General features: G+C 39.1%; 22 protein-coding genes. All 22 read right to left on the bottom strand.

What is annotated here, in order from left to right; genetic code table 11:
* Nucleotides 1-67: 67 nt before the first annotated feature.
* The 22 genes from PGQ38_RS13560 to PGQ38_RS13455 all read right to left on the bottom strand — a co-directional run bounded on the left by PGQ38_RS13560 (nt 68) and on the right by PGQ38_RS13455 (nt 25372).
* Nucleotides 68-889, bottom strand: coding sequence for an alpha/beta hydrolase (locus PGQ38_RS13560; RefSeq protein ID WP_270432109.1), 822 nt, complete (start codon nt 887-889; stop codon nt 68-70).
* Nucleotides 890-996: 107 nt separating this feature from the next.
* Nucleotides 997-1740, bottom strand: a complete 744-nt coding sequence (locus PGQ38_RS13555) for a hypothetical protein (RefSeq protein WP_006426953.1) — start codon at nt 1738-1740, stop codon at nt 997-999.
* 140 nt (nt 1741-1880) lie between these two features.
* Nucleotides 1881-2264 carry a DUF6262 family protein gene (locus tag PGQ38_RS13550; protein WP_015513361.1) on the bottom strand — a complete coding sequence of 128 codons (384 nt, stop codon included), beginning with the start codon at nt 2262-2264 and terminating at the stop codon, nt 1881-1883.
* Nucleotides 2239-3738: a tyrosine-type recombinase/integrase gene (locus PGQ38_RS13545; RefSeq protein ID WP_006426955.1), complete on the bottom strand. Its 1500-nt coding sequence runs from the start codon at nt 3736-3738 to the stop codon at nt 2239-2241. Before PGQ38_RS13545 ends, PGQ38_RS13550 begins: the two co-directional genes overlap by 26 nt.
* The gene (locus PGQ38_RS13540; RefSeq protein ID WP_007886448.1) at nt 3728-5458 is read right to left on the bottom strand and encodes a tyrosine-type recombinase/integrase; all 1731 of its coding nucleotides are present in this window, start codon (nt 5456-5458) and stop codon (nt 3728-3730) included. Before PGQ38_RS13540 ends, PGQ38_RS13545 begins: the two co-directional genes overlap by 11 nt.
* 28 nt (nt 5459-5486) lie before the next feature.
* A complete protein-coding gene (locus PGQ38_RS13535; protein WP_270432107.1) occupies nt 5487-6611 on the bottom strand; it encodes a tyrosine-type recombinase/integrase in 1125 nt (374 codons plus the stop codon).
* Nucleotides 6612-6766: 155 nt separating this feature from the next.
* Nucleotides 6767-8734: an ATP-dependent DNA helicase gene (locus PGQ38_RS13530; protein WP_101885229.1), complete on the bottom strand. Its 1968-nt coding sequence runs from the start codon at nt 8732-8734 to the stop codon at nt 6767-6769.
* A gap of 534 nt (nt 8735-9268) precedes the next feature.
* Nucleotides 9269-9703: a helix-turn-helix transcriptional regulator gene (locus PGQ38_RS13525; RefSeq protein WP_007886453.1), complete on the bottom strand. Its 435-nt coding sequence runs from the start codon at nt 9701-9703 to the stop codon at nt 9269-9271.
* Nucleotides 9704-10030: 327 nt separating this feature from the next.
* Complete coding sequence (locus tag PGQ38_RS13520; RefSeq protein WP_007884654.1) at nt 10031-10657, bottom strand: hypothetical protein; 627 nt, start codon at nt 10655-10657, stop codon at nt 10031-10033.
* A gap of 17 nt (nt 10658-10674) precedes the next feature.
* On the bottom strand, nt 10675-11535 hold the full coding sequence (locus tag PGQ38_RS13515) for a contact-dependent growth inhibition system immunity protein (RefSeq protein ID WP_007884653.1): 861 nt from the start codon (nt 11533-11535) through the stop codon (nt 10675-10677).
* 66 nt (nt 11536-11601) lie between these two features.
* A complete protein-coding gene (locus PGQ38_RS13510) occupies nt 11602-13113 on the bottom strand; it encodes an RHS repeat-associated core domain-containing protein (protein ID WP_242972160.1) in 1512 nt (503 codons plus the stop codon).
* A 266-nt stretch (nt 13114-13379) separates the two neighbouring features.
* Nucleotides 13380-13562 carry a hypothetical protein gene (locus PGQ38_RS13505; protein WP_225877016.1) on the bottom strand — a complete coding sequence of 61 codons (183 nt, stop codon included), beginning with the start codon at nt 13560-13562 and terminating at the stop codon, nt 13380-13382.
* Nucleotides 13563-13965: 403 nt separating this feature from the next.
* Nucleotides 13966-14526: a hypothetical protein gene (locus PGQ38_RS13500; RefSeq protein ID WP_006426967.1), complete on the bottom strand. Its 561-nt coding sequence runs from the start codon at nt 14524-14526 to the stop codon at nt 13966-13968.
* Nucleotides 14527-14606: 80 nt separating this feature from the next.
* Entirely contained in the window at nt 14607-16868 is a 2262-nt protein-coding gene (locus tag PGQ38_RS13495) for a glycoside hydrolase domain-containing protein (RefSeq protein ID WP_007884642.1), read from the bottom strand.
* Between the two features lie 170 nt (nt 16869-17038).
* Nucleotides 17039-18730 carry a lysozyme family protein gene (locus tag PGQ38_RS13490; protein ID WP_117482323.1) on the bottom strand — a complete coding sequence of 564 codons (1692 nt, stop codon included), beginning with the start codon at nt 18728-18730 and terminating at the stop codon, nt 17039-17041.
* Between the two features lie 29 nt (nt 18731-18759).
* Nucleotides 18760-19110 carry a hypothetical protein gene (locus PGQ38_RS13485; protein WP_117482322.1) on the bottom strand — a complete coding sequence of 117 codons (351 nt, stop codon included), beginning with the start codon at nt 19108-19110 and terminating at the stop codon, nt 18760-18762.
* Nucleotides 19110-21440, bottom strand: coding sequence for a VirB4-like conjugal transfer ATPase, CD1110 family (locus PGQ38_RS13480; RefSeq protein ID WP_199596345.1), 2331 nt, complete (start codon nt 21438-21440; stop codon nt 19110-19112). The genes PGQ38_RS13485 and PGQ38_RS13480 overlap by 1 nt, the downstream gene beginning before the upstream one ends.
* Nucleotides 21433-21873, bottom strand: coding sequence for a PrgI family protein (locus PGQ38_RS13475; protein ID WP_007884640.1), 441 nt, complete (start codon nt 21871-21873; stop codon nt 21433-21435). Before PGQ38_RS13475 ends, PGQ38_RS13480 begins: the two co-directional genes overlap by 8 nt.
* A 3-nt stretch (nt 21874-21876) precedes the next feature.
* A complete protein-coding gene (locus tag PGQ38_RS13470; RefSeq protein WP_007884639.1) occupies nt 21877-22308 on the bottom strand; it encodes a DUF4313 domain-containing protein in 432 nt (143 codons plus the stop codon).
* Between the two features lie 4 nt (nt 22309-22312).
* A complete protein-coding gene (locus tag PGQ38_RS13465; RefSeq protein ID WP_172590441.1) occupies nt 22313-23155 on the bottom strand; it encodes a VirB6/TrbL-like conjugal transfer protein, CD1112 family in 843 nt (280 codons plus the stop codon).
* Between the two features lie 87 nt (nt 23156-23242).
* Nucleotides 23243-23560, bottom strand: coding sequence for a glutamyl-tRNA amidotransferase (locus PGQ38_RS13460; protein ID WP_044927371.1), 318 nt, complete (start codon nt 23558-23560; stop codon nt 23243-23245).
* A gap of 87 nt (nt 23561-23647) precedes the next feature.
* A complete protein-coding gene (locus PGQ38_RS13455; protein WP_154301185.1) occupies nt 23648-25372 on the bottom strand; it encodes a VirD4-like conjugal transfer protein, CD1115 family in 1725 nt (574 codons plus the stop codon).
* Between the last annotated feature and the right edge of the window lie 18 nt (nt 25373-25390).

Raw genomic sequence — 25390 nt, 5'->3', positions numbered from 1 at the left:
GAAGAACCTTATAAACATTATTTTACAGAAAAAGTTTCATACTCTCTTTTTCACGTCCCCTTATCATCTACTTGTTCACCGATTCATTTATCCATTTGCACACCTGTTCATATGCTGCATAAGATTCTGGAAATCCATAGAACATAAAATCATGTGGTACACCTTTATACACCACATATTCTACCGGAACTCCTGCTTCTTTTAATCTCATCACATACTCCATTCCCTGATCTACCAGACAGTCACATTGTGCAAAAATTATTTTACATGGCGGAAGGTCTTCCAATGATTCAGCCAATAATGGAGAAGCGTACGGATTGTAGATATCTTCTTCCTTTTCCACATAGGCAAGTGTATAGGATTCCATATGTTTCAAATCTAAATTGTAATGTTCTCCATATAATTTTTCAGATTCCCTATTCATGCCAATTCGATTGTCAACCACTGGATAAGCCAGTATCTGAAGCTTTGGCATCCGCACACCTCTGTCCCGACACATCATGGAAATAACTGTGGATAAATTACCTCCGGCACTGTCCCCTGTAACCACATCTTTTTCTGGATTCGCTTGGTATTCTTCTGCATGAGCTCTGGCCCATAACAAAGCCGCGTAACACTGTTCTACCTGAGTCGGGAACTTTTTCTCTGGTGCCAGATCATATTCCGGTGTAACAATCACTGCTGGTGTATGAATACAGTAATATTGACTGATAAACTCAAAACATTCGATATCACGAATTGCAAATCCACCCCCATGATAATGTAAAATCAATGGAAATGGACCTTCACCTTCCGGGATATAGACCCTTGCTTTTATATTTCCATATTCACACGGTATTTCAACATCCCTGGTTTCTGTGTGTAATTCCTCTCGGATTTCTTTTTGCAAGGCAAGAGATGCTGCTGTTAACTCATTTAAAATGTAGCCAGTTCCCCTCATGCGTTGATTTTACTGGGTTTAACTGTATACAAAACTGTGTTTACTGTTACTATCTTTCATTCTTTTCCAAAATAGCTTTGAAGCATAGGCCACATTATTTTCATATATGACACAAAGCTCAGCTCTACTTGTGCTTCATTAAACCATCCAACCATAAAGCTATTTATCTCTTCAAATAATACTTTTGAAAGTTTCTGAATAATAATTGTGTTATCCACTTCTTCAGTATAATCTTTCGCATACATTTTACATATAGAACGCACTCCAAAATAATTATATAGCACACCTACCGTTGTTTTTAATGCTTCAATATCTCTTGGAAAATCTGTTCTATTCATCATATTCACTACTAATTGATGTCTTGAGTTTAGGTAATTCCTAACTGTACTATTACCTATTTCAACATCAACTGTAAATGAAAAATCTTGAGTTTGTATACTATCTGCTCCTAACATTATCATCAATTCAACTTGTGCTGCATGATATTCTGTATAACCAGACAAAGCCATATATTTCCAAGAATCTTGCTTTGCATACATTTCCGTATCTAAAATATGCGTAAATTCATGAAACACAATATACCTTGGTATTTCCGAACTTTTGCATATCCTTAATATATGTTCATCTGTTTTCGTATTATAGTAAGCTTGGGCGGCTGAAGCGAATCCTGCTGCATCGCTTTCCTCAACATTAATTTCAAAAAAATCTATCTTATACTGTGGTAATTTCTCAATTTCCATAAACTCAATATATTCTTTTTCATATTCTTTAATTAAATTTTTAATTTGTATTTCTGTCATATTGTTTTATACCTCATATCAAAGTTAGCATTTCACTTTTAGTATACCATAAAACAATCCCATTCTCATTCTATATATTTTATCCTCAACGATGAAAAGATGTGTCTGCACACATCTCTTCCATCTTATTATTTTCAATGTTATAAGTTCTTAATAAAATTCAAATCCTGTTTCCGTAATGCCTTCTGTAACTTTTCGTTCTTTCTCTTCAGTTCCTTATTTTCTCTGCTCAGAGCTGCCACCTTCTGGTTCAACAGTTCAATCTGTTTTTCCATCGCCATGTTCAGAATTTCTCTTCTTGGATCTATCATTCCGGCCTGTTGCTCTACTGCTTGGTTCAATGTATCCCGGACGGTTGGATTTTTATAAAAGAATCCTCTCGACAATCCAGTTTTCTTCATCAGCTTTGGAACGCTGATACGTTCTTTATTTGCCAGCATATCTTGTATTGCTTGCAATGCCAGTTCAATTTTCTCTTTACTTTTTCTCTGATTTTCCTCAATCATCTTGTCGTATTTGCTCATATTCTTCACCCCATCTTGCCAGACTCATATATATGATGTCACTCATCCTCTGTCTTACTTCTCTGGTTTCGTCTGCCATTCTTTGATTGCTCATTTTCCGGTAATGCTGTACATTATTCAGTCTTTTATGCCCCAATAGTCTCGCTATCGTCCAGTCATCCAGATGCATTTCTGTAAGTTTGACGCCATAGTAGTGCCGGAACATGTGCGTTCCAAACCCGAATAATTCGCCATGATCATCTTTCAACTGCTTTTCCTGTATCATGGACATGACTTTTGTTTTTATAGCCATATACTGCATCGGGCGGTCAGGTTCTTTTTCATTAACAAATATGTATTCTGTATCACCGAACTTTTCCTGTGTATATTCAATAGAACTCTGTAACAGTTTTGCAAGTTCTTTACTGATCGGTTTTTTATATCTTTTAGTTTTAACTTGATATATTTCAATCATATCTTGGCCATTTTCTCTCGTCAGACAATCTGGTCTCAGTGTAAGGGTATCTGATATCCTAGTTCCAAGCATCTGATGTATCAGAAGACATCTTGCAATCTGTACATCCATCTGTGTAATTTCCGCATTCAGTCGTTTCATTTCATCATCAGAATACACTCTAAATTCTGCATTTACTTCCGGTGGAATATCCGTATTAATAAATAAATGCTCCAATCTTTCATAGCTGTAAATTTTTCCGATTGTCTCTAACTGTCGTCTTAATGAAATTACATAAGAACTATTCGCACTATGGGAAGTATCTTTTGTTGACAGATGTATCAAAAATTCTTCCAACACTTCTCTGTCTATTTCACTGCAGCTTTTTATTTTGGAATACTCTTTTTGGAGATATTCTGAGAATATCCTCATTATTGTCAATTCTCCCTGTACAGTTCCTATTGCTTCATACTGCAGATTCATATAAACAGCTTTCTTACATTCTTCCCTGATATCTGGCTGATATATTTTTCTGAAATCCAGTGTTTTTACATTATAAATTGGATTGGATCTGATTTTAATATCCAGATTTTTTAGTTCCCAAACATCTTTTTCTATCTCATCCCGTAAATCTTCTGGCCCTAAAAATTTCAGTACGTTTCTGAAATATAATATCGTCACTGCTTCGCCATAGCTTACTGTACCATACACACTCTTCTTTTCTTTTACAATAGTTATTCCCTGTTCTAACATCCAGCCTTTTAAAAGTGATATCCATTTTTCTGGATTTCTATCTCCAAGGCTTTTGATTCTCCGATTTATTCTGCTGTTCAAAAACTTTGCAATATGATTATAAGCTGTTCGATCCTGAATCAATGCTCTAAACGTTCCGTTTTTGCAGCGATACATAATATAACCTCGAAACTCTTCCTTTAATTCTTGCGTTGGAAGCAACGTTAAATCAAATTTTCCATTATCCTTACGTGTCCCTGTTTCTTGTAAATTGGGGAAATCGCTGAAGTATATAATATCATTTTCCATCTTTTTCCTCTTTCTTTAGCCATGATGCTAAACTACTTCCTTGCATTTCAAAGAACTCATCATTTGCTTTTGCAATCCTTTGCGGCATATAATCAATATACTGTCTTGTCATCTCTTCATAAGTATGTCCAAGATAATCCCTGATACTTTGCAGTGATACATGACTGTCATAAAACATAGTTGCTACTGTATGTCGATAATCGTGTGATTGAAATAAATATTCTCCATTTGCAATCTTATTTTCCCGGCACGCTTCTATCATCTGAGTTCGGAATGTACCATATAGACAAGCACCACCTCTGCTGTTTTTAAAAATGAATTCTTCAGGCTGAATTTCATGTTTTTTCAAGTATACTTTCATAATCTGATAAAGTGCCTGTGGGATTGGAATCCTTTTATAATTCTTCATTTTGACCTGATACACCTGAATCCAATAATCCTCGCCCTGCTGATAATAAGCATTTCCTTTCAATGTACACACTTCACTCGCCCGTAATCCTAGACACCACAGATGTAGGAACATACATCGTAATCGCTCTGGAAAAAGATATAATTTTTTCAAAATTTCCATATATACTGTTTCCTCAACGCTACGATCATGATGTACTATTACTTCTTTTTGTTGGAAATATTCAATTCGGAATGGCATTCTTGTAATATACTGTTTAACTTCCATGAATTTATAAAAATGACCGATACCGAAAATTCTTTCATTAAATCCCTTTGCCTGTATTCCCCGTTCTCGCAAGCCGTCTGCATACTTTTTTACTTCTGCGACAGTTGCATGAATCGCCAGTATCTTTTCTTGTTCCAGCAGTTCAATAAAATTTCTAATACATACAAATCTTCGTACAATCGTGCTGACTGCCTGTCCAGTAATTCCCAGTTCATATTTCATGTATGCCTGTAAAATTTCTCGATTCTGTATTTCCTTGACTTCCATAAAAGAAATGCTAATTAAGGATTTACTTTCGTCTATCCGATGTTTTCCAAGATGTAATCGTTCCAGATACCATACATTTGCTTCCCATTGGATCTGTTCCTGCTGCATAAACGCATCTCTTCTGCATTCACCTAAAATACTTCGTTGACTCGTTTCGGGAAAATTCTTTAAAATAGTTTCCACTTGTTCCATTTCCAGCAATCCAATATCCGTAATATTTAACTGAACACAAGAATCATAAAGAAGTTTTAAGGATTTTAACCTGACATTTCTATAAGCCTTAGACATTGAAGTATTGGCAATGATACGACTCAACGTATAAAAAATTTGTTTCTTTAAAACTTCTGAACAATTTTGTGTAAAATCCCACACCAATAGGTTTGTTTTATAAGAAGTTTCAAAGGTCTCAGCTATTTCCTTTTCCGGATAATACTTCAGAAAATAAATTTTATTTTGATATTTCCATTCATATATCCGCTTTCCATTTAGCGTCTGCATTTGTTGATAGATATGTTGTTGTTTTACCGTATCATATATTTTCAAATAGAAAGATACAATTTGTGATCGTATCTGTCCTCTTAAATATTGTTCATACGAATTTCGCAAAGGATAATCCATTTCTTCCAGATGCCAGATTTTTCTATCTGCCAAGAACTTTTTCAATTTGTTAATTCTTGAATCGCTTTTTATTCCAAGTGCATCAATTTCTGAATATAGTTCCTGCTTTTTCTTCTCAATATCTACTTCAGATTCTGTTATGTGTTCTGCCTGTTGCAATAAATATATAGGTATTTCTCACACCTCCCTACTCCAGCAGACGTTCCGCCCCATAAATAGCAGTGTGTTGTGCATAAAACTCATTACTTGCTTCTATCAGTTCATCATCCTGCCAGTCCAGATACTTTATAGTCGTATCCAAATGTTTATGCCCCAATGCCTGACTGATCATTTCCAGTTCCCATCCTGCCTGCTTTCGCATATTTGCAAAATAGTGACGTAACATGTGGGGTGTGATTTTAACTCCGGTTTTCTTTTCCATTCGGTCCAACATATCATATACACTGTCCACTCTTAATGGCTTTCCAATGTTCTCACCCATGATATTCACAAACAGGTAATCCTGATGTTGCAGGATTTTCCGATATTTTGCCAGATAATCCATGAGAAATTCAAACGTATCATTACTTATCTTGGCACTTCTGTATTCCGCATTTTTGGCTCTCGCTTCATTTTCATTATCTTCCCGGAAGCATACCCTTATCATGTGATTCCTATAATCAATATCTTTGACATATTTTACTCCCAGTAGTTCCCCAATTCTGTATCCGGTTTCTGCTAACATAAGTAACAGAAGCTGATCTCTTCGGTTCGTACAGGCCTGTAAAATTGTAATAATCTGATTTTCTTTTGCTGTTCTCCCACGATGTTCCTCTTCCTTCAGATAGGCTTTAAAAGAATGATTCCGCAGTACCTTTTTTACTCCCACCTGATTAACCGCTATAATCTGGTTATACGATAAGGTTTTGAGACTTCCGTACTGTTCATATTCTGCCTCTATAAATAAATAGAACCTGAACACATCTTTTAAGTATGCGTTGCAGGTTCCTTCATTCGGACACTTCTTTTCTCCAGCCGTTTGCTCTGTATGGTTTCCGGCTTTAAGCCAGTATAAAAATTCCACAAAGTGTTCTGTCTGTTTTTCATAATCTAACTGATAGACTTCTGTGAGTTCCATTTCTTTCTCTGCCATATATTTCATATAATAGCAGATTGAAAATGCTGTGCGTTTCACTGTATTTGGTGAACGTTTACATTTAATCTTATGCATTAGATATTTACTTGGCAGTTCTTCAATACTCATTGTTTCCAGATTTCTGATGAAAAAATATTTTTCTGTTCCATCTTTTATCGTTTCCACCTTGTATATCATAAGCTGCCTCCTTTCCTCTAACGCTATACACAGTATACCCACTTCATGCCGAAATAGCTATTCATCAATACCAACAATCCCACCGAAAACGCCCTTGAAATACCACCAAACTTTTCGTGCAAAATCTGCTTTTTCTGTAGCAGAACCACGAACGGTTACAGGTAGTATTCCACGCCTTTCCGGTTTCGAATAAAGTGCTGGACATCCTTGATATCTTTTGCCATCTTGCAGCTCGGAAGCGCACACATTACTTCCTCATGATACCTGCCACCTTCTCCTGCACGCTCGTCTAAAATGGACACGACACAAGTATCTGTCTCGGTGCGGAGAGCACGTCCGAATCCCTGTCTTAGTTTTTTCTGCATGTCTGGAACAATCACTGCCTGAATATAATCTTTCAGGCTGGCATATTCCTTCTTCTGTGCTTCACTGATGGGATCAGGAACAGCAAAGGGCAGTTTTACTATAATCAGCGAAGATACCATATCTCCAGGGAAGTCTACTCCTTCCCAACAGGAGCCGGCTGCAAAAAGGACAGCATTGTCCATCTGTTTAAATCTTGTGATCTCTTCCGGTGAATGTCTCCACACCTCTATCATCGGGAACGGAATTTCATCCCTTAACATCTGGTAAACGTTTCCCATCAAATGATAAGATGTAAACAGCACTAGCGTATGCCCGTAAGTCGAACAGATCAGTGAATGGATATGGCCTGCTATCATCTCTGCCTCTTCCTGACTTTCTCTTCTGCATGTCTTCAAATTCTTTGGCAGATATAACAGACAGTTCTTCTGATATTCAAACGGGGAGTCTGCCACATATTCCCGGGCTCTCCGCACTCTCTGTAATCCTGTCATTTTCCGAATGTGGGAAAATCCCTGTCCGGTTTTTAAAGTTCCGCTTGTCAGAATCGCTCCCATTCCTCTGCTCCATAACATCTGGTCCAGATACTGTGGAATCCGTCTGCTGGATGCACACAATATAATCCGGTGGTCATGGTCCTGCTTCAGATGCAGCACATACTTCTTATCCTGATGGAAAAAGCATTCCAGCACACTTTTGGTTTCTTCCAGCTTGTTTCTGATCCACTTTGGAATCTTCTTTTCTAATTTTTCTATGATCTTATTCATGGTCTGTATCCCCTCATATAAATACATTGCACACTCTTCTGTCATGTGGAATTCTTCTTTTATCCCATATCTGGTTCTGTGGTTTTCTCCTATGATGTCCAGCACCATCCGGATCGTCCCGGACAGTTTTCTTATCTCCGGGCCTTGGTACTCATTCCCAAGATAAAAGCAGATTTCTCGGATATCGTCATAACAGAGGCTCTTCCCAAACATCTGCTTTGCCGCATCCGGCAGCTTATGTGCTTCATCGACAATCAATGCTCGGTAGTCTTTTAATAACGGGCGGTAATCCTGCAGCCTGTGATAACCATCAGCCAGCAGATAATTGTGATTACAGATCTGAATGAACATTTCATGATCTCTGGAACGCTCCAGATACTGCTGATACCTGCATGAGCCTCTTTTCGGGCAGTCTCCCGAACAGAACTTCGGTACACTCACCATCCTTCTGTCAAACCCACTTAAGTTGGACACTTCGTCCATATCATAATGTTCTTTCAACGACAGCAGAGCTTCTTTCTGCAACGCATTTTTGTTTTTTTCTTCGATTGCAACGATTCGGTGCTCCAACCTCTCATCGCAGACAAAATGCTCTTTCCCTTTTCGTATCACAGCTTTAATAGGGGCCTGAATCGTCCCGTTCTCCTGAAGAATCCGGGAGAGAAAAGGGATATATTCTGTAAGAATTGCTTTCTGGAGTGCAATGCTGGAAGTGGATATCACGACCGGACGCTGCTCATAAGGGGAACATCCTTCTGCAAGGAGGGAATATTTTCTCATCAGAACACAGGCCACCAGATAGGCATACGTCTTGCCGATACCGACACCCGCGTCACACAGTGCTATGTTTCTTCCCAGCAGGTTATCCAGCATTTTGTGGCATAACATAATCTGTTCTTCCCTTACTGCCATTCCATGTTCCGGGAACAGCACTCGGAAAATAGTATCAATTTCTCGATGCGCTCTATTGAGATATTCTCTTGTGTAATACATAATTTGTTACCTGATATGCGTGCTGATATCACATCAATACGGCTGTAAAGGATTTCTCCCTACAGCCGTATGTATCTGATATCAACGACACATTCTTCCTTGATTTCTTATACTTTTGATTTTTGGCGTTGTATTTGTCCTCGACTCCCCCATTGCCTTACGGGAACATTACAGGCGGATGCTTGGCATTGCACCGCTCACGGATTTTCTAAAAGTCTTGCTGATTACAACCCAAAGTCCATCCTCTGCTCACTGGCAGTTCCTATGTATCATTATCCCCTCGTAAGTGATCCTCGCAAAAGACCGCCACGGTCCTGTTTCAGTTAAAGATGATTCGCTCGAAACGAAAACGCCACAAAAGAACTCTGCCTCTCACTTTCTGGTCTAATTTCTTCCATGCCCTTTTCATCTGTCCTCGCGTCTTCCTGCCACGCTTCTACTTACGGGAACGTACCTGTAATGCTGGTATGAGGTTGTCAAAGTACACTGGCAAAATTTACCTGCCTATTAAATAGCCGACGAAAAACGCCATAATTATTCAATTTTTGATAAATTTTTTAATTTTTTTCTCAAACGGTTTCTTTTGGTATAAATCGTCTGTTCTGCCATTCCCATAATCTTAGCAACTTCTCTTCCAGAATATCCCCATGTACTGAGTAAGAGGATTTCCAGTGTCTGATGCTCCGTTTCTTTCAATAGTTCATAGATTCGCTTATCACCTATGTGATCCAGAAGCTCCTTTACATCCCTTGCAAACAGCTCGCTGTCCTTTTCTTTTATGGAATCCATATCCTGCATCGTTTCATCCAGATGTTCCCGGTATCTGCGCTCTTCCAGAAAGTCTTCCCTGTCCATCTGGCGCAGCTTTTGGATCTTCTCTTCTTCCATTCCCAGTTCACGCAATTTCTTTTCTTCCTGTTCTTTCCAATAATTCCACTTTCGTTCTTCACTTGTCTTGTTATAAGCCATTTATCTTTCCTCCGATCTGATTTTTGATATAGAAATCAAATCGGAGCATGGCGGTGACCGGATAGGTACGTTATAATGTTCGAAAAATGTCGAAGAAAAAAATGCTGCAACCTCTTCGATTACAGCACTTTTTTCCATCTTACGTGAATATTTCTTGTTGGTTCATAGGAGATTCCTTCTTTTTCTCATAATGAATAAAAGACTCTTGTCATCCATTATTTATTATAATTTTTCTACTATTACAATAGCTTTTTTAACAAGTTTTCTTGTCTTGGAGTTTAAAAGAAAGCTACCAGTTTTTTTCCTCTGATAGCTTTCCATTCATTCTTATTCTGTTGGGAACATCGCTGCTTCCAACTTATTCATCTCTGTATCCAAAAGACCATATTTTCCTGAGTTATCTTTTTCCACGGATACGTTTACAGTAACAGCTTTTCCATATCTGTTCTTTTCAAGACTCTTCTGGACACTTTCTGTTAATACAGCTGCAAAGACTTCCGGATCATTTCCATCCAATCCCTGCTTTATTTTTTCATTGCTTACCTCTGTAGAGCTTTGTTGCAATGTCTGAAATACATTGGATGGTTCAACTTGTACACTTACTGTATAGACTCCATCCTCTTCTTTCACATCTTGTACTTTGTATTTTGCCAGTTTCTTTACTTCTGTCAGTTTTTCCGCATAATCAGCAATTCCTTTATCCGTAATGTTATCGGAATCATCAAATTGCTGTTGGATACTCTCATTAAAATCCTCTTCGATTTCTTTCTTGGCATCTTTTTCCGAGATTTCTAACAGATTCGCATAGTCCTTATATTCTCCATGATAGTGTGCATCAAGAGAACTTTGGACGTAGGATTTGGCATCAAAGTCTGGTTGTCTGGAGCAAGCTGATAACAATATACATACTATAATTCCTATACTTATGCACAAAACACAATTCTTCTTTTGCATATTCTCTCCTTCACGCTTTATTTATCTTCAATTTTTATCGAAAATAACATTTTTAAATACTGTTCTATTGACTCCTTTTGAACTTTTCTTTCAATATTATATGGAATGCACATAAAAAACTCCACATAACCATTATCAATAAAACTCAGCAATACTTCTCCATTTTCTGTTAAAAAATGTACATATTTTTTATTACATTTACTTTCAAATTTAATATTCGACATTTGCTTGTATATTTTTTTGTAATGATTTTTTATGCTTACTTCATCTGTACAATCAGTTCCATCACCTATCAAAAAAGAAATATACAACTTATCATAATCTTCATTTCTATATGTCATATAAGAATCTGTATGACCATCACCAATATTTTTATAATGCTCATTTGGAATCGAATAACTAATTATTTTCCCCTCTAATGTTTCAAATCTTTCTGTTTCATCAATTCTAATTTCACATGGTTCAAACATTTTTTTTATAAACAAGCCCAATTCATAATCCGACATTTCTATAAAATTAATATAATCTTTTTCTTCCGTTTTTCGCGAATATCCCCCTCTATTATTCCGTTCCCATCTTCTAATTTCTAATTCATCTCCATTTTGTTTCAAATCAATTCTTTGATAATTCTTGGAAAATGTTGGAAAACTTTTATATTTTGTTTGTTTCCAAAAATTGTTTAATTGAGATTCGTCTACTTTTGGGGAACTTTCTGCAATTTTTATTCCTTTTCTAATTGCACAGCCTATCTTATCTATTGTTTCTTCAGCCATAATTTCAATTGTAGGTTCGATAGAAATATAACATCCCATAAACCTTTCAATGGCATTAGGCACAATTAAGAAACCATATTTTTGATTATAATATACAGAAATCATATCCGTTTTCTCCTCTCTATTACTTAAGGGGAATAAAATATTCCCCTTAAGCTATTTACTTTGCTATTATTTTCCTACTGTAATAATGAGTTTAACACCTTTATCAATACCATGTTTTGTAGCATTATTAACTGCATTTATCTGAGCTTCGCTTAATGTTACATTTGGAACAACTACTTGTAATTGTCTACCCACTATTTCTTCCGCATTAACAAATTTACCATTAAATGTTTCTCCTATAAATCCTGAAACTTTATTAATGTCCTTGACAATTACCTTTTCCAATTTATTACCATTTTGATAAGTCTTTGCACCTAAGTCTCGGCTTTTAACACTAGTCACAACACCATTTTCTACTTTATCTATGGTCGGGAAATTGTGTCCCAAGTTATTTCCCATAGCTTTGTCAATAATATCTCCTCGCTCTAATGGTGGTTTTTCCCAAGTGCCTTCTGGCAATTTTGTTTCGGTTACTTCTGCAACCAATTTTTTAAACGATTTATCAATCCCATCATTATGGGTACTTCCTGCACTCCTTACTACATTCAAAAGTTTCCCAGCCCCATAACTAAGGCCACCCATAACGCCACCTGTCACTGCTCCTGCAATACCACCGACTAACGTATCTTTTGCTACTTGTTTCAGACTATTTCCAGACAAACCTGAATTCACTGCACTATATGAAGCTCCACCAATAGCTCCAATAACTGCTCCTGAAACCATCGCCGTTCCTAAGCCACCCATTGCTGGCAATGCTGCCAGAACTGCTCCTGCAGCCAAACCGCCTGTTGCAGCAACTACAAGACCAGAAACTGTAACCGCAGTTATACCAATGGCTACTTTTTTCACCGCATTCCAGTCTACTTTTCCAAGCTTATCTGTAATACGATTTGTTGTCGTACACATATGTCGTACCACTTCTGAGCGGATTTCTGCCGTTCTTTCTGAAACATAGGATTTGAAAGATGTATAAGTTTTTCCAATTTTCTGTACCCCATTGCTTACAGAACGAATAAACTGACTTCCTCTGGATGTGATCTTTTGATATGTACTGCTACTGGTTACACGATTTTTCACAGATTGATATGTCTGTTTTGCATGTTTAGCTGCATTTTTGGCAGTTTTTGCTACCCCCTTCACTGTGTTAACAATAGTTTTTGCTGCTTTCTTAGCTGTATTTACTACTGTTTTGACTACCTTTTTCGCAGTATTAACGATTTTCTTGCCGACACTCTTGACTGCTTTCGCTGCTTTTTTAGCTGTACTCTTAATCCTGCTCCACAATGAATGTCCTGTCGGATCACTGTAATTCAGCGGATTATTGGTCGTATAATCGTAGCGGTTTCTGGTCAATGGATTTTCTGTCGTTCCAAGGTCACTATCTTCAGTTGTAAAGGTTCCGTTCTCTGCGTTATAGTATCTTGCCCGCAGATACTGAAGTCCTGTTTTTACATTTGTGGACTCCCCATTGTAACCGTAGTAATTGACACCGTCTGCTGTTCCTGATGTAAGGTTACCGTATGAATCATACTGATAACTGTTCGTCAGATTAGCTGTTTCGGTCAGGATTCCGGTCACGCTGTTTCTTCCGTCATATAAATAATAACTGCTTTCTTCCGATTTATCAACGCTTACCCGTTCTCCGATTCCACTTTCTCCATAAGTATAAGCCTGACGTACTTTCTCGTCTGCTCCATACTCTGCAAGGACTTCTGTATTCTCGCGATTGATATCGTTGATATACTCTGTCAGTGTGTATCCTTTGGCATTGGAACCGCCTTTTACCAGAGAGGCAAGCTGCTCTTTCGGGCTGTTTCCATCTTCGGTACGCTGGTTCGCCGGGATCAGGACTTATCAAGGAATAACATATCGTAGGATTCTTCTTCCAGCCTGTTAAGAAGCTGCTCCGCAGAATAGTATATTTCTATAGATATCTGACAGTCATTCGCTTTCCCATAATGGAGCAGCTTCTGTTCTAACCAATTACATAGGATGATGTCATCATCACAGATTGCAAGTTCTAGCATATTTTCTTACCCTCAGTCTTTCGTAACACGACAAATGGGGAAAAGAATCCCCTTCAATTCTTTTCCCGAATGGACATCACTAATTTTGTGTCATTTTTCCGATGCAACAGCACCACTTCCTTTGCTGTCTTATTTTGTCCTCTATATAATAAACACTTGAACAAGAAAAAACTGTCGCCATTTTATAATTTATTTATATTTTTTATGTTTTATTTATATTTTATCCAAATATTACAGCGATAACTAATAATGTCACCCCCTGCATTATTCTTTTTATTTTTAGCGTCATTTGATAAAACATCAACGTTTTTGATGGCAAAAAGGGAACCTGCAAAACCAGATTCCCTTTAAAATACATGCTCTTCTCTAAAAGGATGATAAATCCACCATCCTCTGCTTATTTTTAAAAACTTTTTCCTTTTTTACAATACTTATAAATATTAAATGGTTTTTCTTTTTTTTCAAATAAAATCCCTGTTGTTTTAATAATTTTTATAAGTTCATCCGACTCCATATCTGTCGTTTTAAATATAAATATTTTCTTTTCATTTGTTATGAAAAAAAAGAAGTTTTTATATAAGAACATTCTATCAATATTTTTAAATTCATAAATTTGATCTTCATCTATTTTAATTGCGTTTTCATCGATATCCACCGTTTCATATCCTGATCTACCCCAGACAAATTCATGAACATTTTTTTCAAAATTTTTACCAATCATTTGATACCAAATAATCCAAGCCACACAAGCCACACAAGTTCCAATCCCTATTCCAAACATCAAATAACTTTCCGACAGATAACAATTAATCGACAGTAAAAATTCTACAGGTGTAAAAATATAGATAATCATTCTACTTTTCTGTCTTGTTTTAAATAATTGATTAGGAATTATAAACCCAAGCGAAAGCATTCTTTCTAATTCTTCCCTATCCTCATCTGACACAATTGATTTAATATGCATTCTTCTTAATCCCCCTTTTGCCAGAGGTCCTCTTTATAAAATCGAACCTCTGGCCATTGTCTCTTTTATTCTTTTACAATTTACAGCGCTTGAATCAACAAACCAAAAACAGTACCTGCTCCAGCTGAAAATAAAGCAATAATTGACGGAATTGCATTTACAACTAATGCACCCGCAAGAACTAATATTACGGCTCCTGCCAGTATATTACTATGCTCTTTTGTGAATTCTACAACATTAAATTCAAGACCACTATTAGAATTTAATGTCATTGTAAAAATCAAAGCAACCGATATTGTCCACTCTTTTTCCTCTTCTGGCAGCAAATCTGATGTACTAAATACAATGGAAAACTCTACACTATTGGCAAAAACATTATTTATTTCAAAAGCAATATTACCAGATTTAACCGATAAAGCAATTTTTTCTATCGTATTTCCAAAGTTATCTGCTCCCTCTATACCTGTATCTGATAAATTTGATGAAATCTCCATAATTTGATTTTTGCAAGTTTGTGTCAATTCTCCATCATTTCCTATATCCACTTTTATATTATAAATTTTACCAGTTGAACTTTCAAGCGATGTGGATATTTTAGTAGAAATATCAATTGCTCCTTGAGGACTCATCATTGTTCCCAGTGAAATTTCCTTATCATACTCCACACCCACATCCATAATTTTATTCAGATAACCAAGCGGCTCCATTACATTATAGACATATTGATTTCGTGCTATTTTTACCTTTGCCCGAAGATTTTCTTGCGCTATTTCCTCATCTGTTTTTGTCGATACGGCATCGAACTTTTTAAATCCAGTATCTCTCCCTGAATATGCATCTTTATCCAGTGGGAACGAAGGTGATGAAGAAAATGAGTTCAACTCACAAAATTGATCAAATGCCCAGTTCTTCGGCATCGAATATCCCAAATTACAGCTAAATCCAGTTGACATATCTGCCACAAATGATTTACTTGCCAATCCTGCTTCATAAACTTTAGTACATACATATCTTGGTGCATAAATGCCGACTTTATAATTTTTATCATTTGTCGAACTGAAAAAGATCATGTGAATCTGTTCAAAATAAGGTATAATAAATGTATCAATCTGATATGAATAACAATCAAAATCCACTGCAAAGTATATAGTCGTTCCACTTGGTATACCGATTCTCTCGGCTGCTAAAATTGCTGTCTGTGCATCAACACTTCCCTGGGACGGATCCTTAAAATAGTTTAATTCATATCCTCCATCCTGATATATCGGGAATACCGATAATCCTGCATTTTCAATGTTTTTCACTTCTGTTGATGTCAAATATTTCGGTGTATGTTCTTTTCCAACAGAACCTGTCAGATAACGTCCTACATGAGTATACCCTGCATTTTTTATATCTAATGCCTGTTGTTTATTTAATACTGTTGCACAGTCACACGCTTTTGCTGCCCTGTTTGTATCGCCTTTACTCGTAAGCAATGATTTCATAGTAGAAACATTTACTTTTCCTTTTGTTACAAGTCCAATTCCTGTCAGACCATAAAACTCCTGAAATTCTGACACCTTTGACTCTGTAGTCGAATCAAACACGCCATCGAATCTTCCCGGATTATATCCGTTAAAATATAGTCCGTATTGAGCAATCTTATTAAATGGAACATATTTCGTCGAGTTCTGTCCGTTCTGTAATGTACCCGGAAACGCATTTGTTGTTGCATCGCCAAAATTAACTGAATTCAAATCTGTAATTAATTCAGTTGTAACTCCTTCAGCCGCCTGCAATGCACCAACTAAAGACAAAATTGTCTGTCTTGAGGCAATTCCATCACAAGGTCCAACACCAATAACATCTGACCAGTCACTATTTAATTGCTGTTGAATAAGAACAATATTGGAATCCCCACCAGAAACCTTTGTAAACCAGTTTAGGGATAACAATCCAGACCAAACTTTCCAATCAATTTTGCCCGTAACTTCCAGTCCTGCATTTTCCTGCATCTTTTTAACTGCATTTACTCCTGATGTATAATAAATTCCAGTAATTCCTCCAGCAGCATATCCTTTGCAAAACAGAGCACACTGAATCAAGCATACATTAACCTGCGGAGTATCATTCGGATCCATTTTTGTAATAATGGCTAACTTCTTCATGGTATTAATAGTAAGTGGTCCAACCGTTCCTGTAATCGTTGAGATTCCATTCTGAATCTGAAATGCACGAATGATTCCCTGCATCACGGCTGTTCCGGTCTTTCCATCTTCATCCAGTTTTACCCAATCCTTATGTCCACCAAACATCGCATTTAAATATTTTTGTGCTGCTTTTACATTCTGATCACTCATATTCACTACCTCCTAATTCAAGTCAATTATAAAGATTTCTAACTCTTTATATGTCTATCACTAAAAGTTACAATAACAATTTATCAATCAACTGTGACTATTTTGTGACTATTTTCCAAAGGATTCATTAACTCCCTTATAAAATCCTTAACAAATTATGAAAGAAACCATCAATTTATCACCCCATATCCCATTATAGAACTGTAATCTACTGCATAATTTCTCTGCCGTACCTGATCACTGGAATTTCCCTCAATCGTGTAAACTCTTCCACCTTCACACTTTTCTACTATTCCTACATGATCCGATGTTCCATCATGATCCCAGTCAAAAAAGATGATCATTCCAGCTGTCGGAGTTGTTCCGCCACTCTGCCACTTATTCTTTCCCTGAAACCAGGACACTCCATCACTGCACAATGAGAATTTAGGAACATTCCCACTTGCAATCAGACCGCTCTGATCCGCACACCAGCTTACAAAACAGGCACACCATTCTACCCGACTGTCAAATCCGTACCAGCTCCAGAACTTCTGACCGCCACTGTTTCCAAGCTGCCCCATTGCAACCGACACAATCTGCTGATTACCAAACAAACCAGCAAACAGGCTGCCACCGGAATAATACCGCATCACATGGGGAACGTATTGGGGATCTCCGTAACTGCTCCATCCATGCGAAGCTGCCTGTTCCTGTGAAAACTGCAATGCATTGGCTTCTGTATAACCGCCTCTTTGCAATGCCCATCCTATGTAGCCATTTCCATAGTTATATCCCTGCCATGCAAGTTTCAGCTTGTCCAGATCCTGTGGACTGCTGCATCCTGCCTGTCTGATACAGTCTGCAAAGGTCTGTACTCCAACCTCTATCGAATAATCCGGATCAGTAATAGAACCAGGAGTGTGTGGGAATCTTGTATTATATGGACTTTCCGAACACTGCATCGGGTCTGTTCCCCTGCCTCCAGATTCCTGCATCATGATGGCCTGTATCGCAGACACATATTCCGGAATGCCGTATTGGGATGCATACTGCTGTATCACAGAAGTATACGCAAGCACTTCTTCACTTAGGGATTCGGAGCTTTCCGAATTACTGCTGAAAGCTGCTCCTGCAATGATTCCCACAATCAGAATAAATACCAGAAGAAATGCACTACCTCCGGCAGCAATCCATTTTCCCATTTTTTCAAGAGCTACTACCCCTTTTTGAATCGCTGCTGTAATTCCCTGTACGGATAACTTTGAACCCTTTCCAGTTACCTGAAGGACTGCTTTTCCACTTTCTGCCGATGCCTGTGCTGACTTTCTTGCCATCTGGGCTGCTCTTGCTTTCTGCATCGCCTGAAGACTTTTTTCCATCTGCTGTTTCTGCATGGATGCCTGTGTCTTTATTTTTTCTTGAGACAGACCGGATACTTTTACCACTCTCGGTGCTGCTTTCACCTGCCGTTTACCATTCTCCTTGGCAAGTGCTGCCTGCTCCGGTTTCAACTTGATTAATTTCTTTCCGCTTTCTGCCCCCTGCTCCATTGCTTCTTCGGCAGCTTTCGCTTCTTCCTGTCTGCTTTTTCTTTCTTTTATCTTCCTGTAGGTCACTCCGGCAAGTTTTTTCCCACCTCGATATGTGGTTTTCCCTATGGTTTTTCCTGTCACACTCGCCGCCCTGTACTGTACGGATTCTATTTTTTCAATGCCATACTGTGTTGGAGAGTCTGACTGACCACTGCTTTTCTCATGTAGTTCCCTTGGCTTTTCTTTTGCTTCCAGTACAGCCGAGCGAATCAGTTCTTTCGGAAGCCGGGCAGCCGGATTTCGAATCTTCGGATTCTTATCCCTTACCCGTTCCTTGATATCTTTCATCCGGTCACCCTCTTTCCGTAGTTTTTATCTCATCGGGCAACATCCCGATGTTTCTTTTTTTCCTGCTGTTTCTGTAACTTTTCCAACTGTCTGATTGCTTCATTTACCAACGGATGCTCGTTGTAATATGGCACAAGTTCCAAATCCCCCCTGTCTTTGGATGACAACGGCAATGGATATTCCATATCCGAATAAATAGAGTCCGGATCATGGATAGAAAATTCAATAGCCGGACACATATTGGCAGATGTTCTACAATACTTCTGGTACTTTTTATATGCCTCTTCCAGCGTTCTGCATTTTGTATATTCTCCTAAATCATGGAACTCACCGCACTCTGCAGCATAAAAAGTTATCGTTACTTCTTCTTTTTTCTTCATTATGATTCTCCCGGTTTTGTTGTCATTAGTTTATAAAGGTCTGTATTCTTTGGGAACGTATTCTCAAATGGTACGATATTTCCAGAGCAACGGATCAGACCACTGCCAACCGATACATTTGTAATATAGGACAGTTGGTTTTCGGAAATATTCAAAAGAGCTGCCAATTCTTCCCTGTCTGTACTTGCCTGATTCAAAAGAATCAAAAACTCACTGTTTGCCAACATCAGTCTTGCAGTGTCCGATTTCAGAAGTTCCTCAACATTTTGGGTTAAACCTGTCACGAATCCATTGTATTTTCTGATTCTCTTGTACAGTCGGTAGAAGAAATTTGCACTGTATTCATAGCGGAATAACAGATAGAACTCATCAGCAAATATCCATGTCGTTTTTCCTTCTTTCCAGTTCTGAATTACCCTGTTGAAAATACTGTCTAAGGTAACCAGCATTCCCAGTGGCATAAGCTGTTCCCCCAGTTCCCGGATATCATAATCCATGATCCTGTTCTTCTTATTCACATTGGTCGGCTGTGCAAAGGTGTTCAGGCTTCCATTGATAAAAAGTTCGGATGATAATGCCAGTCCTCTTGCCTCTTCTTCCGGCTGTAACATCAGCTGTCGGTACATATCTTTCAATGTCGGAACTTCTCCGGTATAACCACTTCGGATATAATCCCGGTACACATCTGCAGCACAGCGGTCCAGGATTGACTTTTCTTTTGCTGACAGGTTTCCTGCTCCAACCAACTGTTCAAATACAGACAGAATAAACTCCGATTTTTCAATCAGTGGATTCTTTTCATTGCCGTAGGCTGCGTCCATATCCATTGCATTCAGGTGATTGTCTGATGTCGCAGATACTTTTACAACCTGTCCACCCAGAGCCTCTACTAATTTTGTGAATTCGGACTCCGGATCAAGAATCAGGATATCGTCATCGGTACTCAATGCCAGATGCACAATCTCTTCTTTTGCCGAAAAGCTCTTTCCTGATCCACTGACGCCCAACCGGAAACTGTTTCCATTCATCAGTTTCTTCCGGTCGGCTACCAGAAGGTTCTTGCTGACTGCATTCTGCCCATAATAGATACCGCCCGGCTGCAGGATTTCCTGTGTATGGAACGGGATTAAAACAGCCGTTGATTCCGTTGTCAATGTACGCAGGGCATTGATCTTTCGCAGTCCGTAAGGAAGCACTGTATTGAGTCCGTCCACTTGCTGCCACTTTAATGTTGCCATCTGGCACAGATGCTTTCTTGCTATCGACAATAATAATTCCGTATCGGAATCCAACTGTTTTTTACTGTCTGCCAGATGTACCATTGTCAAAATTCCGAACATCATACGCTGGTCTCTGGTTGTCAGATCATCGAGCATTTCCTTGGTTTCTTTTCTCTGAAGTTCCATATCGTATGGTACGATTGCCGAGAAGTTATTATTAGCGTTCTGCCTTCTCTGCCAGTTGGTCACGTTGGTTTCCACACCAAGCAGTCGGTTCTGGATTTCCCTTACCGCTTCATCCGTAGGGACTGGCAGGATATCAATCGACAATATCAGATTCCGGCTGAAGTCACACAGTTCTGAAATCATGTCATCTTTAACATAACTTGCATAATCCTGCATATACAGGACTCTTCCGTACCTGTCACCGATTTTAAAATGGTCACGTTCAAATTCCATAGAATCCGGACACATCCAGTCCTTGAAACTTGTTCCCTTCTTGGCAAATTGTTTCAGATCAAACGGAAATGCCTGTGGGACATCTCCCTTGAAGAAGTCCCTGAAAATCTGGAGCCGGCTCTCTGCGTCCAGTCCTTCTGCTGTGGACGATAACTTTGCCAGATGTGTTACGATGTCTGTTCCGATACGTGCAAAATAGGTTCTTGCATCGTCAATCGATCTTTTATGTACACTGACAGTCAGATACCGTTCCTGATAGATGCTGTTGTTTGTTCCTGTAATCTTAGACAGGAGCATTTCGTTGTATTCTTCCCGGTAGTGGTCCAGTCCATCTTCCTTCATTGGAAGCAGGATTGATTTTTCAAATTCTTCTTTATTGATTCTCCGGTTATTGATGGTAATTTTGGCAGAAATGCCGGAATCCAGTGAATTTAAGAGTTCGGAATAATCCAGAAACATTTCTGTCTTATTGTCCTTACTCGCAATATAATAGTTGATATCTGTAAAACGATATGTTTTTGAGAATTTCGTTCCCTGTTGAAAAATTCCATCCGGCCAGATTCGCTGGATGGGAATTGCCTGTTGGACTGATTTCGGAACTTTGAAGCGTTCCTTATCCATCCGAAGTGCCTGACTTAAGGTTTTAATCAAAGGCATCACTCCTTCCCTTGCGTTTCTTTCTCTGTTTTGCTTCTGCTCTTTGCTCCCGCTCTTTTATGATTTCCGCTCCATCCTTTTGATTCTTTTCTCCCAGCGAGATGGTCTCCTGCATGCAGGAGTAGTGGATATCTTCCGACTGAAACACCAGTTTCTTCGGATACAGCAATTCGGATTTGATCACTGCCCATAAAAACTGTTCGGCTGTCATACCATGATATTTGAAAAAGCCACAGGCAGCAAATGGAGTAGCACCAAGCACACACAGCCATCCGGTTATTTCCTGTCCGGTAATTTCACGCATTCCAAAGTAAATTCCGATTGCTGTAAGAATCGCAAGAACAGAACACACACATTGTCTCAGGTCCAGTCCCATAAACATGGATTCCTGATAGTCCCGGATTTCTTTATTCATCTTGACTTCCATAACTTATCGCTCCTTTCCTCTGCTTTGTTTCTTCGTTTTCTGTGGTTTTTCTTTCGGTACTTCTATCCCGGCAAATCTACAGTGTTCTGCAACGCCTTCCGGATCAAATTCCGCAAGTCTTGCTAGATCAAACGCTACCTTCTGATAGGTTGCATATCCTGATCTTCCTGTTTCATTCAACACTTTTCCTAGTTTATGTTCCTTGATAAAATGAAGCATATCCTTGGTAAAATCTCCTGTTATAAAAGCCTCATTTGGCTCTAAGAACTGATAGGGCAGATTAATGGTTACATCTCCAAAATCTTCCCATTCTCTCCCTTCCTTATGGCAGAGTCCTACATATAAATTTCCATTGTTCCGATAAGAGCTCACTCGTATTGCTACTGTCTCACGTCCAAATTCCCAGTTATATCTTAATGTTTTCTTTATATCCATATTTTTAACCTCCAAGTCCCATCATTTCTCTGACAATACGGTCAGATGCCTTAATTGCTCCAACCAGCACCAGTAAATTAAATACCAGTTCTCCGACATAGTTCCACACGATTGTAACTGCACTCAACTCCGTATCTCCGACAGCCGGAGGGCTTGCTGCATAAGCAGAAAAGATAATACATGCCAGTGCAATAATTGCCCCTTCCAGACATACGCCTACATAAGAACGGATAAAGTTCTTTCCAATGGACTGCGTGGGTTCTCCTGCAAATGAGGAAATCGGAATCGGGGCGATTGCCGTATACATATAGATTTTGAACATTCTGCCATACACTGTCAGGATCATTACAAATGACAATACAGTGATCAGCAGACTGCCAAGCAGTGTAACAATCCACAACGGAATGGATTCCAGCATTCCCACGCTCTCAATCTTATCTACAATCTCCGTTGGCAGTTCCGTCACGCTTCCTGCCATACTGGAGCCACTCATTACGGTTGTCACGATTCCCTGCACAATGGAAAACAGTGCCTGCATAAGTTCCATCCCGTATGTAATTGCTCCCTGAGCAAGTGCAAACCGGATAAATGCTTTTAGCACATGTTCCGGCTTTTTCAGATCTGTAAAACTGCCACACGTTTTAATGATTCCGGCTGCGAAAAATAATACCAGTAATCCATAAGCAATGGCTGTCAGTGCATCATTAATATTTACCATAATCCGCCAGATGCCGCCGCCCTTAAAAGTTGCCGGATTTTCGGTCAGCAGAGTCCACAGTTCTGCCATCTTTTCACTCCATGTGGATAGTGCTGAGTTTAGATTCTGTACAATCCAGTTATCACTCAAAAACTCTCACCTCCTTAAACATATTTTTGAATACAGGAGTACCTTCCGGCACTCCTGCTGTTTCCTGATATATTTTTTCAAAGAGGCTTACGCCATAATCAAATCGAGGATTTCTTTGGCGAACGTAATAATTACCCCTCCGGCCAGTGTCAGAAATCCATTTGCCCTCTGGCTTGGATCATGGCTTTTTAAAGACAGACCAACCTGCACAACACCAAATCCAAGCAAAATCAAACCGATCGCACGAATCAGAGAAAAAATAAAGGTAGACAGGTTATTGATAACGGACAACGGATCTCCGGCTGCGAATGCGGTCGTTGCTCCAACCGTTACGGTCAGTACCAGTGCCATATAAAGGCTCATCCACTTTTTCTGTTTTCTCCCCATCGGCATCGGGGTTATCATTTTTTCAGTTGTATTCTTTTTTGTTCTATTTTTTTCTCCTGTGAGAAGTTTCTTCAATACACATCACTCCAATCCATCAAAAAACTGCTATTCACCAAGGATGTCCTCGGTAGACAGCAGTTCGTAATCGTCTAATCTGTTAATGTCAATCTTTAGGTCGTCGTGAGCCAGTGGTGTTTTCGCATAATCATAAGGCGATGCACCACCGTCCTCTGTGTATCTGAAATTCACATGCTTTTTTAAATCATATTTATCGTCCATGATCGGACGCTCCCCACGAATAAACAAAATCGCTTTGCGGTTATCTAAAAGCCGTATTTCATCCGGTGTTAAAAGTTCCCTTCCTGTCTGCTGATAATTCACCGAATAGCTGCCGCTACGCCCTTTTGTCTGTCCGTAGGTATTGGTATCCAATGTCTCTTTTCCCAATAATTCCGAGACATACTTATGTCCTTCTTTTTCATTTCCACCCAGATATAAAAATTCATCGCAGTTGCCGATCAGACTCTCATACGAGTCTTTAAATAAGGCTTTCATCTGTGCAATGTTCTGGATGATGATACTGCAGGAAATCCCTCTGGAACGCATGGTTGCCAGAATCTTGTCAAAATCATCCGGCAAGGCTACGTTTGGCCATTCATCCATAATGCAGTGTACCGGAATCGGAAGCCTTCCTCCGTACTTCCGATCTGCCACATAATACAGTGTCTGAAACAGATTACTGTAAATCATGCCGACCAGATAATTCATGCTGGTGTCTGCATCCGGAATACAGCAAAACAGTGCTACTTTTTTCTCCCCAATACTGTATAAGTCCAGTTCGTCCGTACAGGTCAGGTTGGCGATTTGTTTCAGATTGAACGCTGCCAGACGGACACCAACCGATATCAAAATAGACTTTGCGGTCTTTCCGGCCGCCTGCTTATAAATGGCATACTGCTTGACCGCAATACTCTCTGGGTCCCGCATTTCCAGTCTTTCAAACAAAATGTCCAATGGTGACTGGTAATCCTCATCATCTTCTTTGACCTGTGCGCTTCCAAGCATTTCCATAATCATCGGGAAGTTCTGTTCTTCCGGTGGAGCTTCATGCAGTAAATACAGCATAAGTGCCTGTAAAAGTGCAGTCTCTGACTTTTCCCAGAACGGGTCCGAGCTTTGTGCACCTTTCGGTGTCGTGTTGCGGATCAGGTTGTTAATTAGTTTCAGCACATCCTTGTCATCCCGGACATACGCAAACGGATTATAACACCAGGAAGTCTCCGGATTGATCAAATCAAAAACCCGGACTTCATATCCATTCCGTTCCAGAACACCTCCTGTTTTGCGCAGAAGTTCCGCTTTCGGATCTGTGATCACCATCGAGCAGTTGCACTGCATGATGTTCGGAATCGCATAGGTCCGGCTCTTTCCTGCCCCGGAACCTCCGACTACCAGCACATTTAAATTTCGTTTATGCTTATATCCATCCAGTCCCATGCGGAAATGCTGTGTCAGAAGCAGATTATTCGTGTACTGCTTTTCGCAGTAACGTCTGCAGATTTCGGACACGTTGCCCCATTTTGCGGAACCATGTTCCACGCCTCTTCTATAATTTCTTTTTTGGGATTCATAAATACCAATGCCTAAGAAATAGGCTGCTGTGAATATCAGAATACATTTGAACGTATACGGTGTATACGTGATAAAAAACGGCTGTTCGAGTTTTTCGCTCAGCGTTTCTAAGATTTGAATAAAATTCTTATCCGGTGTAATGGCACAAGCGGTAATCGCTGCCGCCCACCAGACAAATGGCAGAAAGACAAGATACAGAACCCAGTCCTGCTTTTT

The organism is Blautia faecis (assembly GCF_027662325.1).
In the GTDB taxonomy this organism is placed as follows: Bacteria; Bacillota; Clostridia; order Lachnospirales; family Lachnospiraceae; genus Blautia_A; species Blautia_A faecis.
This window is presented reverse-complemented; position numbering and strand designations above follow the sequence as displayed.

What these genes read in the sequence shown, in the direction of transcription:
- PGQ38_RS13555 (WP_006426953.1), bottom strand. Translation starts at nt 1,740, where the DNA reads ATGACAGAAATACAAATTAAAAATTTAATTAAAGAATATGAAAAAGAA.
- PGQ38_RS13550 (WP_015513361.1), bottom strand. Translation starts at nt 2,264, where the DNA reads ATGAGCAAATACGACAAGATGATTGAGGAAAATCAGAGAAAAAGTAAA.
- PGQ38_RS13545 (WP_006426955.1), bottom strand. Translation starts at nt 3,738, where the DNA reads ATGGAAAATGATATTATATACTTCAGCGATTTCCCCAATTTACAAGAA.
- PGQ38_RS13535 (WP_270432107.1), bottom strand. Translation starts at nt 6,611, where the DNA reads ATGATATACAAGGTGGAAACGATAAAAGATGGAACAGAAAAATATTTT.
- PGQ38_RS13530 (WP_101885229.1), bottom strand. Translation starts at nt 8,734, where the DNA reads ATGTATTACACAAGAGAATATCTCAATAGAGCGCATCGAGAAATTGAT.
- PGQ38_RS13525 (WP_007886453.1), bottom strand. Translation starts at nt 9,703, where the DNA reads ATGGCTTATAACAAGACAAGTGAAGAACGAAAGTGGAATTATTGGAAA.
- PGQ38_RS13520 (WP_007884654.1), bottom strand. Translation starts at nt 10,657, where the DNA reads ATGCAAAAGAAGAATTGTGTTTTGTGCATAAGTATAGGAATTATAGTA.
- PGQ38_RS13515 (WP_007884653.1), bottom strand. Translation starts at nt 11,535, where the DNA reads ATGATTTCTGTATATTATAATCAAAAATATGGTTTCTTAATTGTGCCT.
- PGQ38_RS13505 (WP_225877016.1), bottom strand. Translation starts at nt 13,562, where the DNA reads ATGCTAGAACTTGCAATCTGTGATGATGACATCATCCTATGTAATTGG.
- PGQ38_RS13500 (WP_006426967.1), bottom strand. Translation starts at nt 14,526, where the DNA reads ATGCATATTAAATCAATTGTGTCAGATGAGGATAGGGAAGAATTAGAA.
- PGQ38_RS13495 (WP_007884642.1), bottom strand. Translation starts at nt 16,868, where the DNA reads ATGAGTGATCAGAATGTAAAAGCAGCACAAAAATATTTAAATGCGATG.
- PGQ38_RS13490 (WP_117482323.1), bottom strand. Translation starts at nt 18,730, where the DNA reads ATGAAAGATATCAAGGAACGGGTAAGGGATAAGAATCCGAAGATTCGA.
- PGQ38_RS13485 (WP_117482322.1), bottom strand. Translation starts at nt 19,110, where the DNA reads ATGAAGAAAAAAGAAGAAGTAACGATAACTTTTTATGCTGCAGAGTGC.
- PGQ38_RS13475 (WP_007884640.1), bottom strand. Translation starts at nt 21,873, where the DNA reads ATGGAAGTCAAGATGAATAAAGAAATCCGGGACTATCAGGAATCCATG.
- PGQ38_RS13470 (WP_007884639.1), bottom strand. Translation starts at nt 22,308, where the DNA reads ATGGATATAAAGAAAACATTAAGATATAACTGGGAATTTGGACGTGAG.
- PGQ38_RS13460 (WP_044927371.1), bottom strand. Translation starts at nt 23,560, where the DNA reads ATGATAACCCCGATGCCGATGGGGAGAAAACAGAAAAAGTGGATGAGC.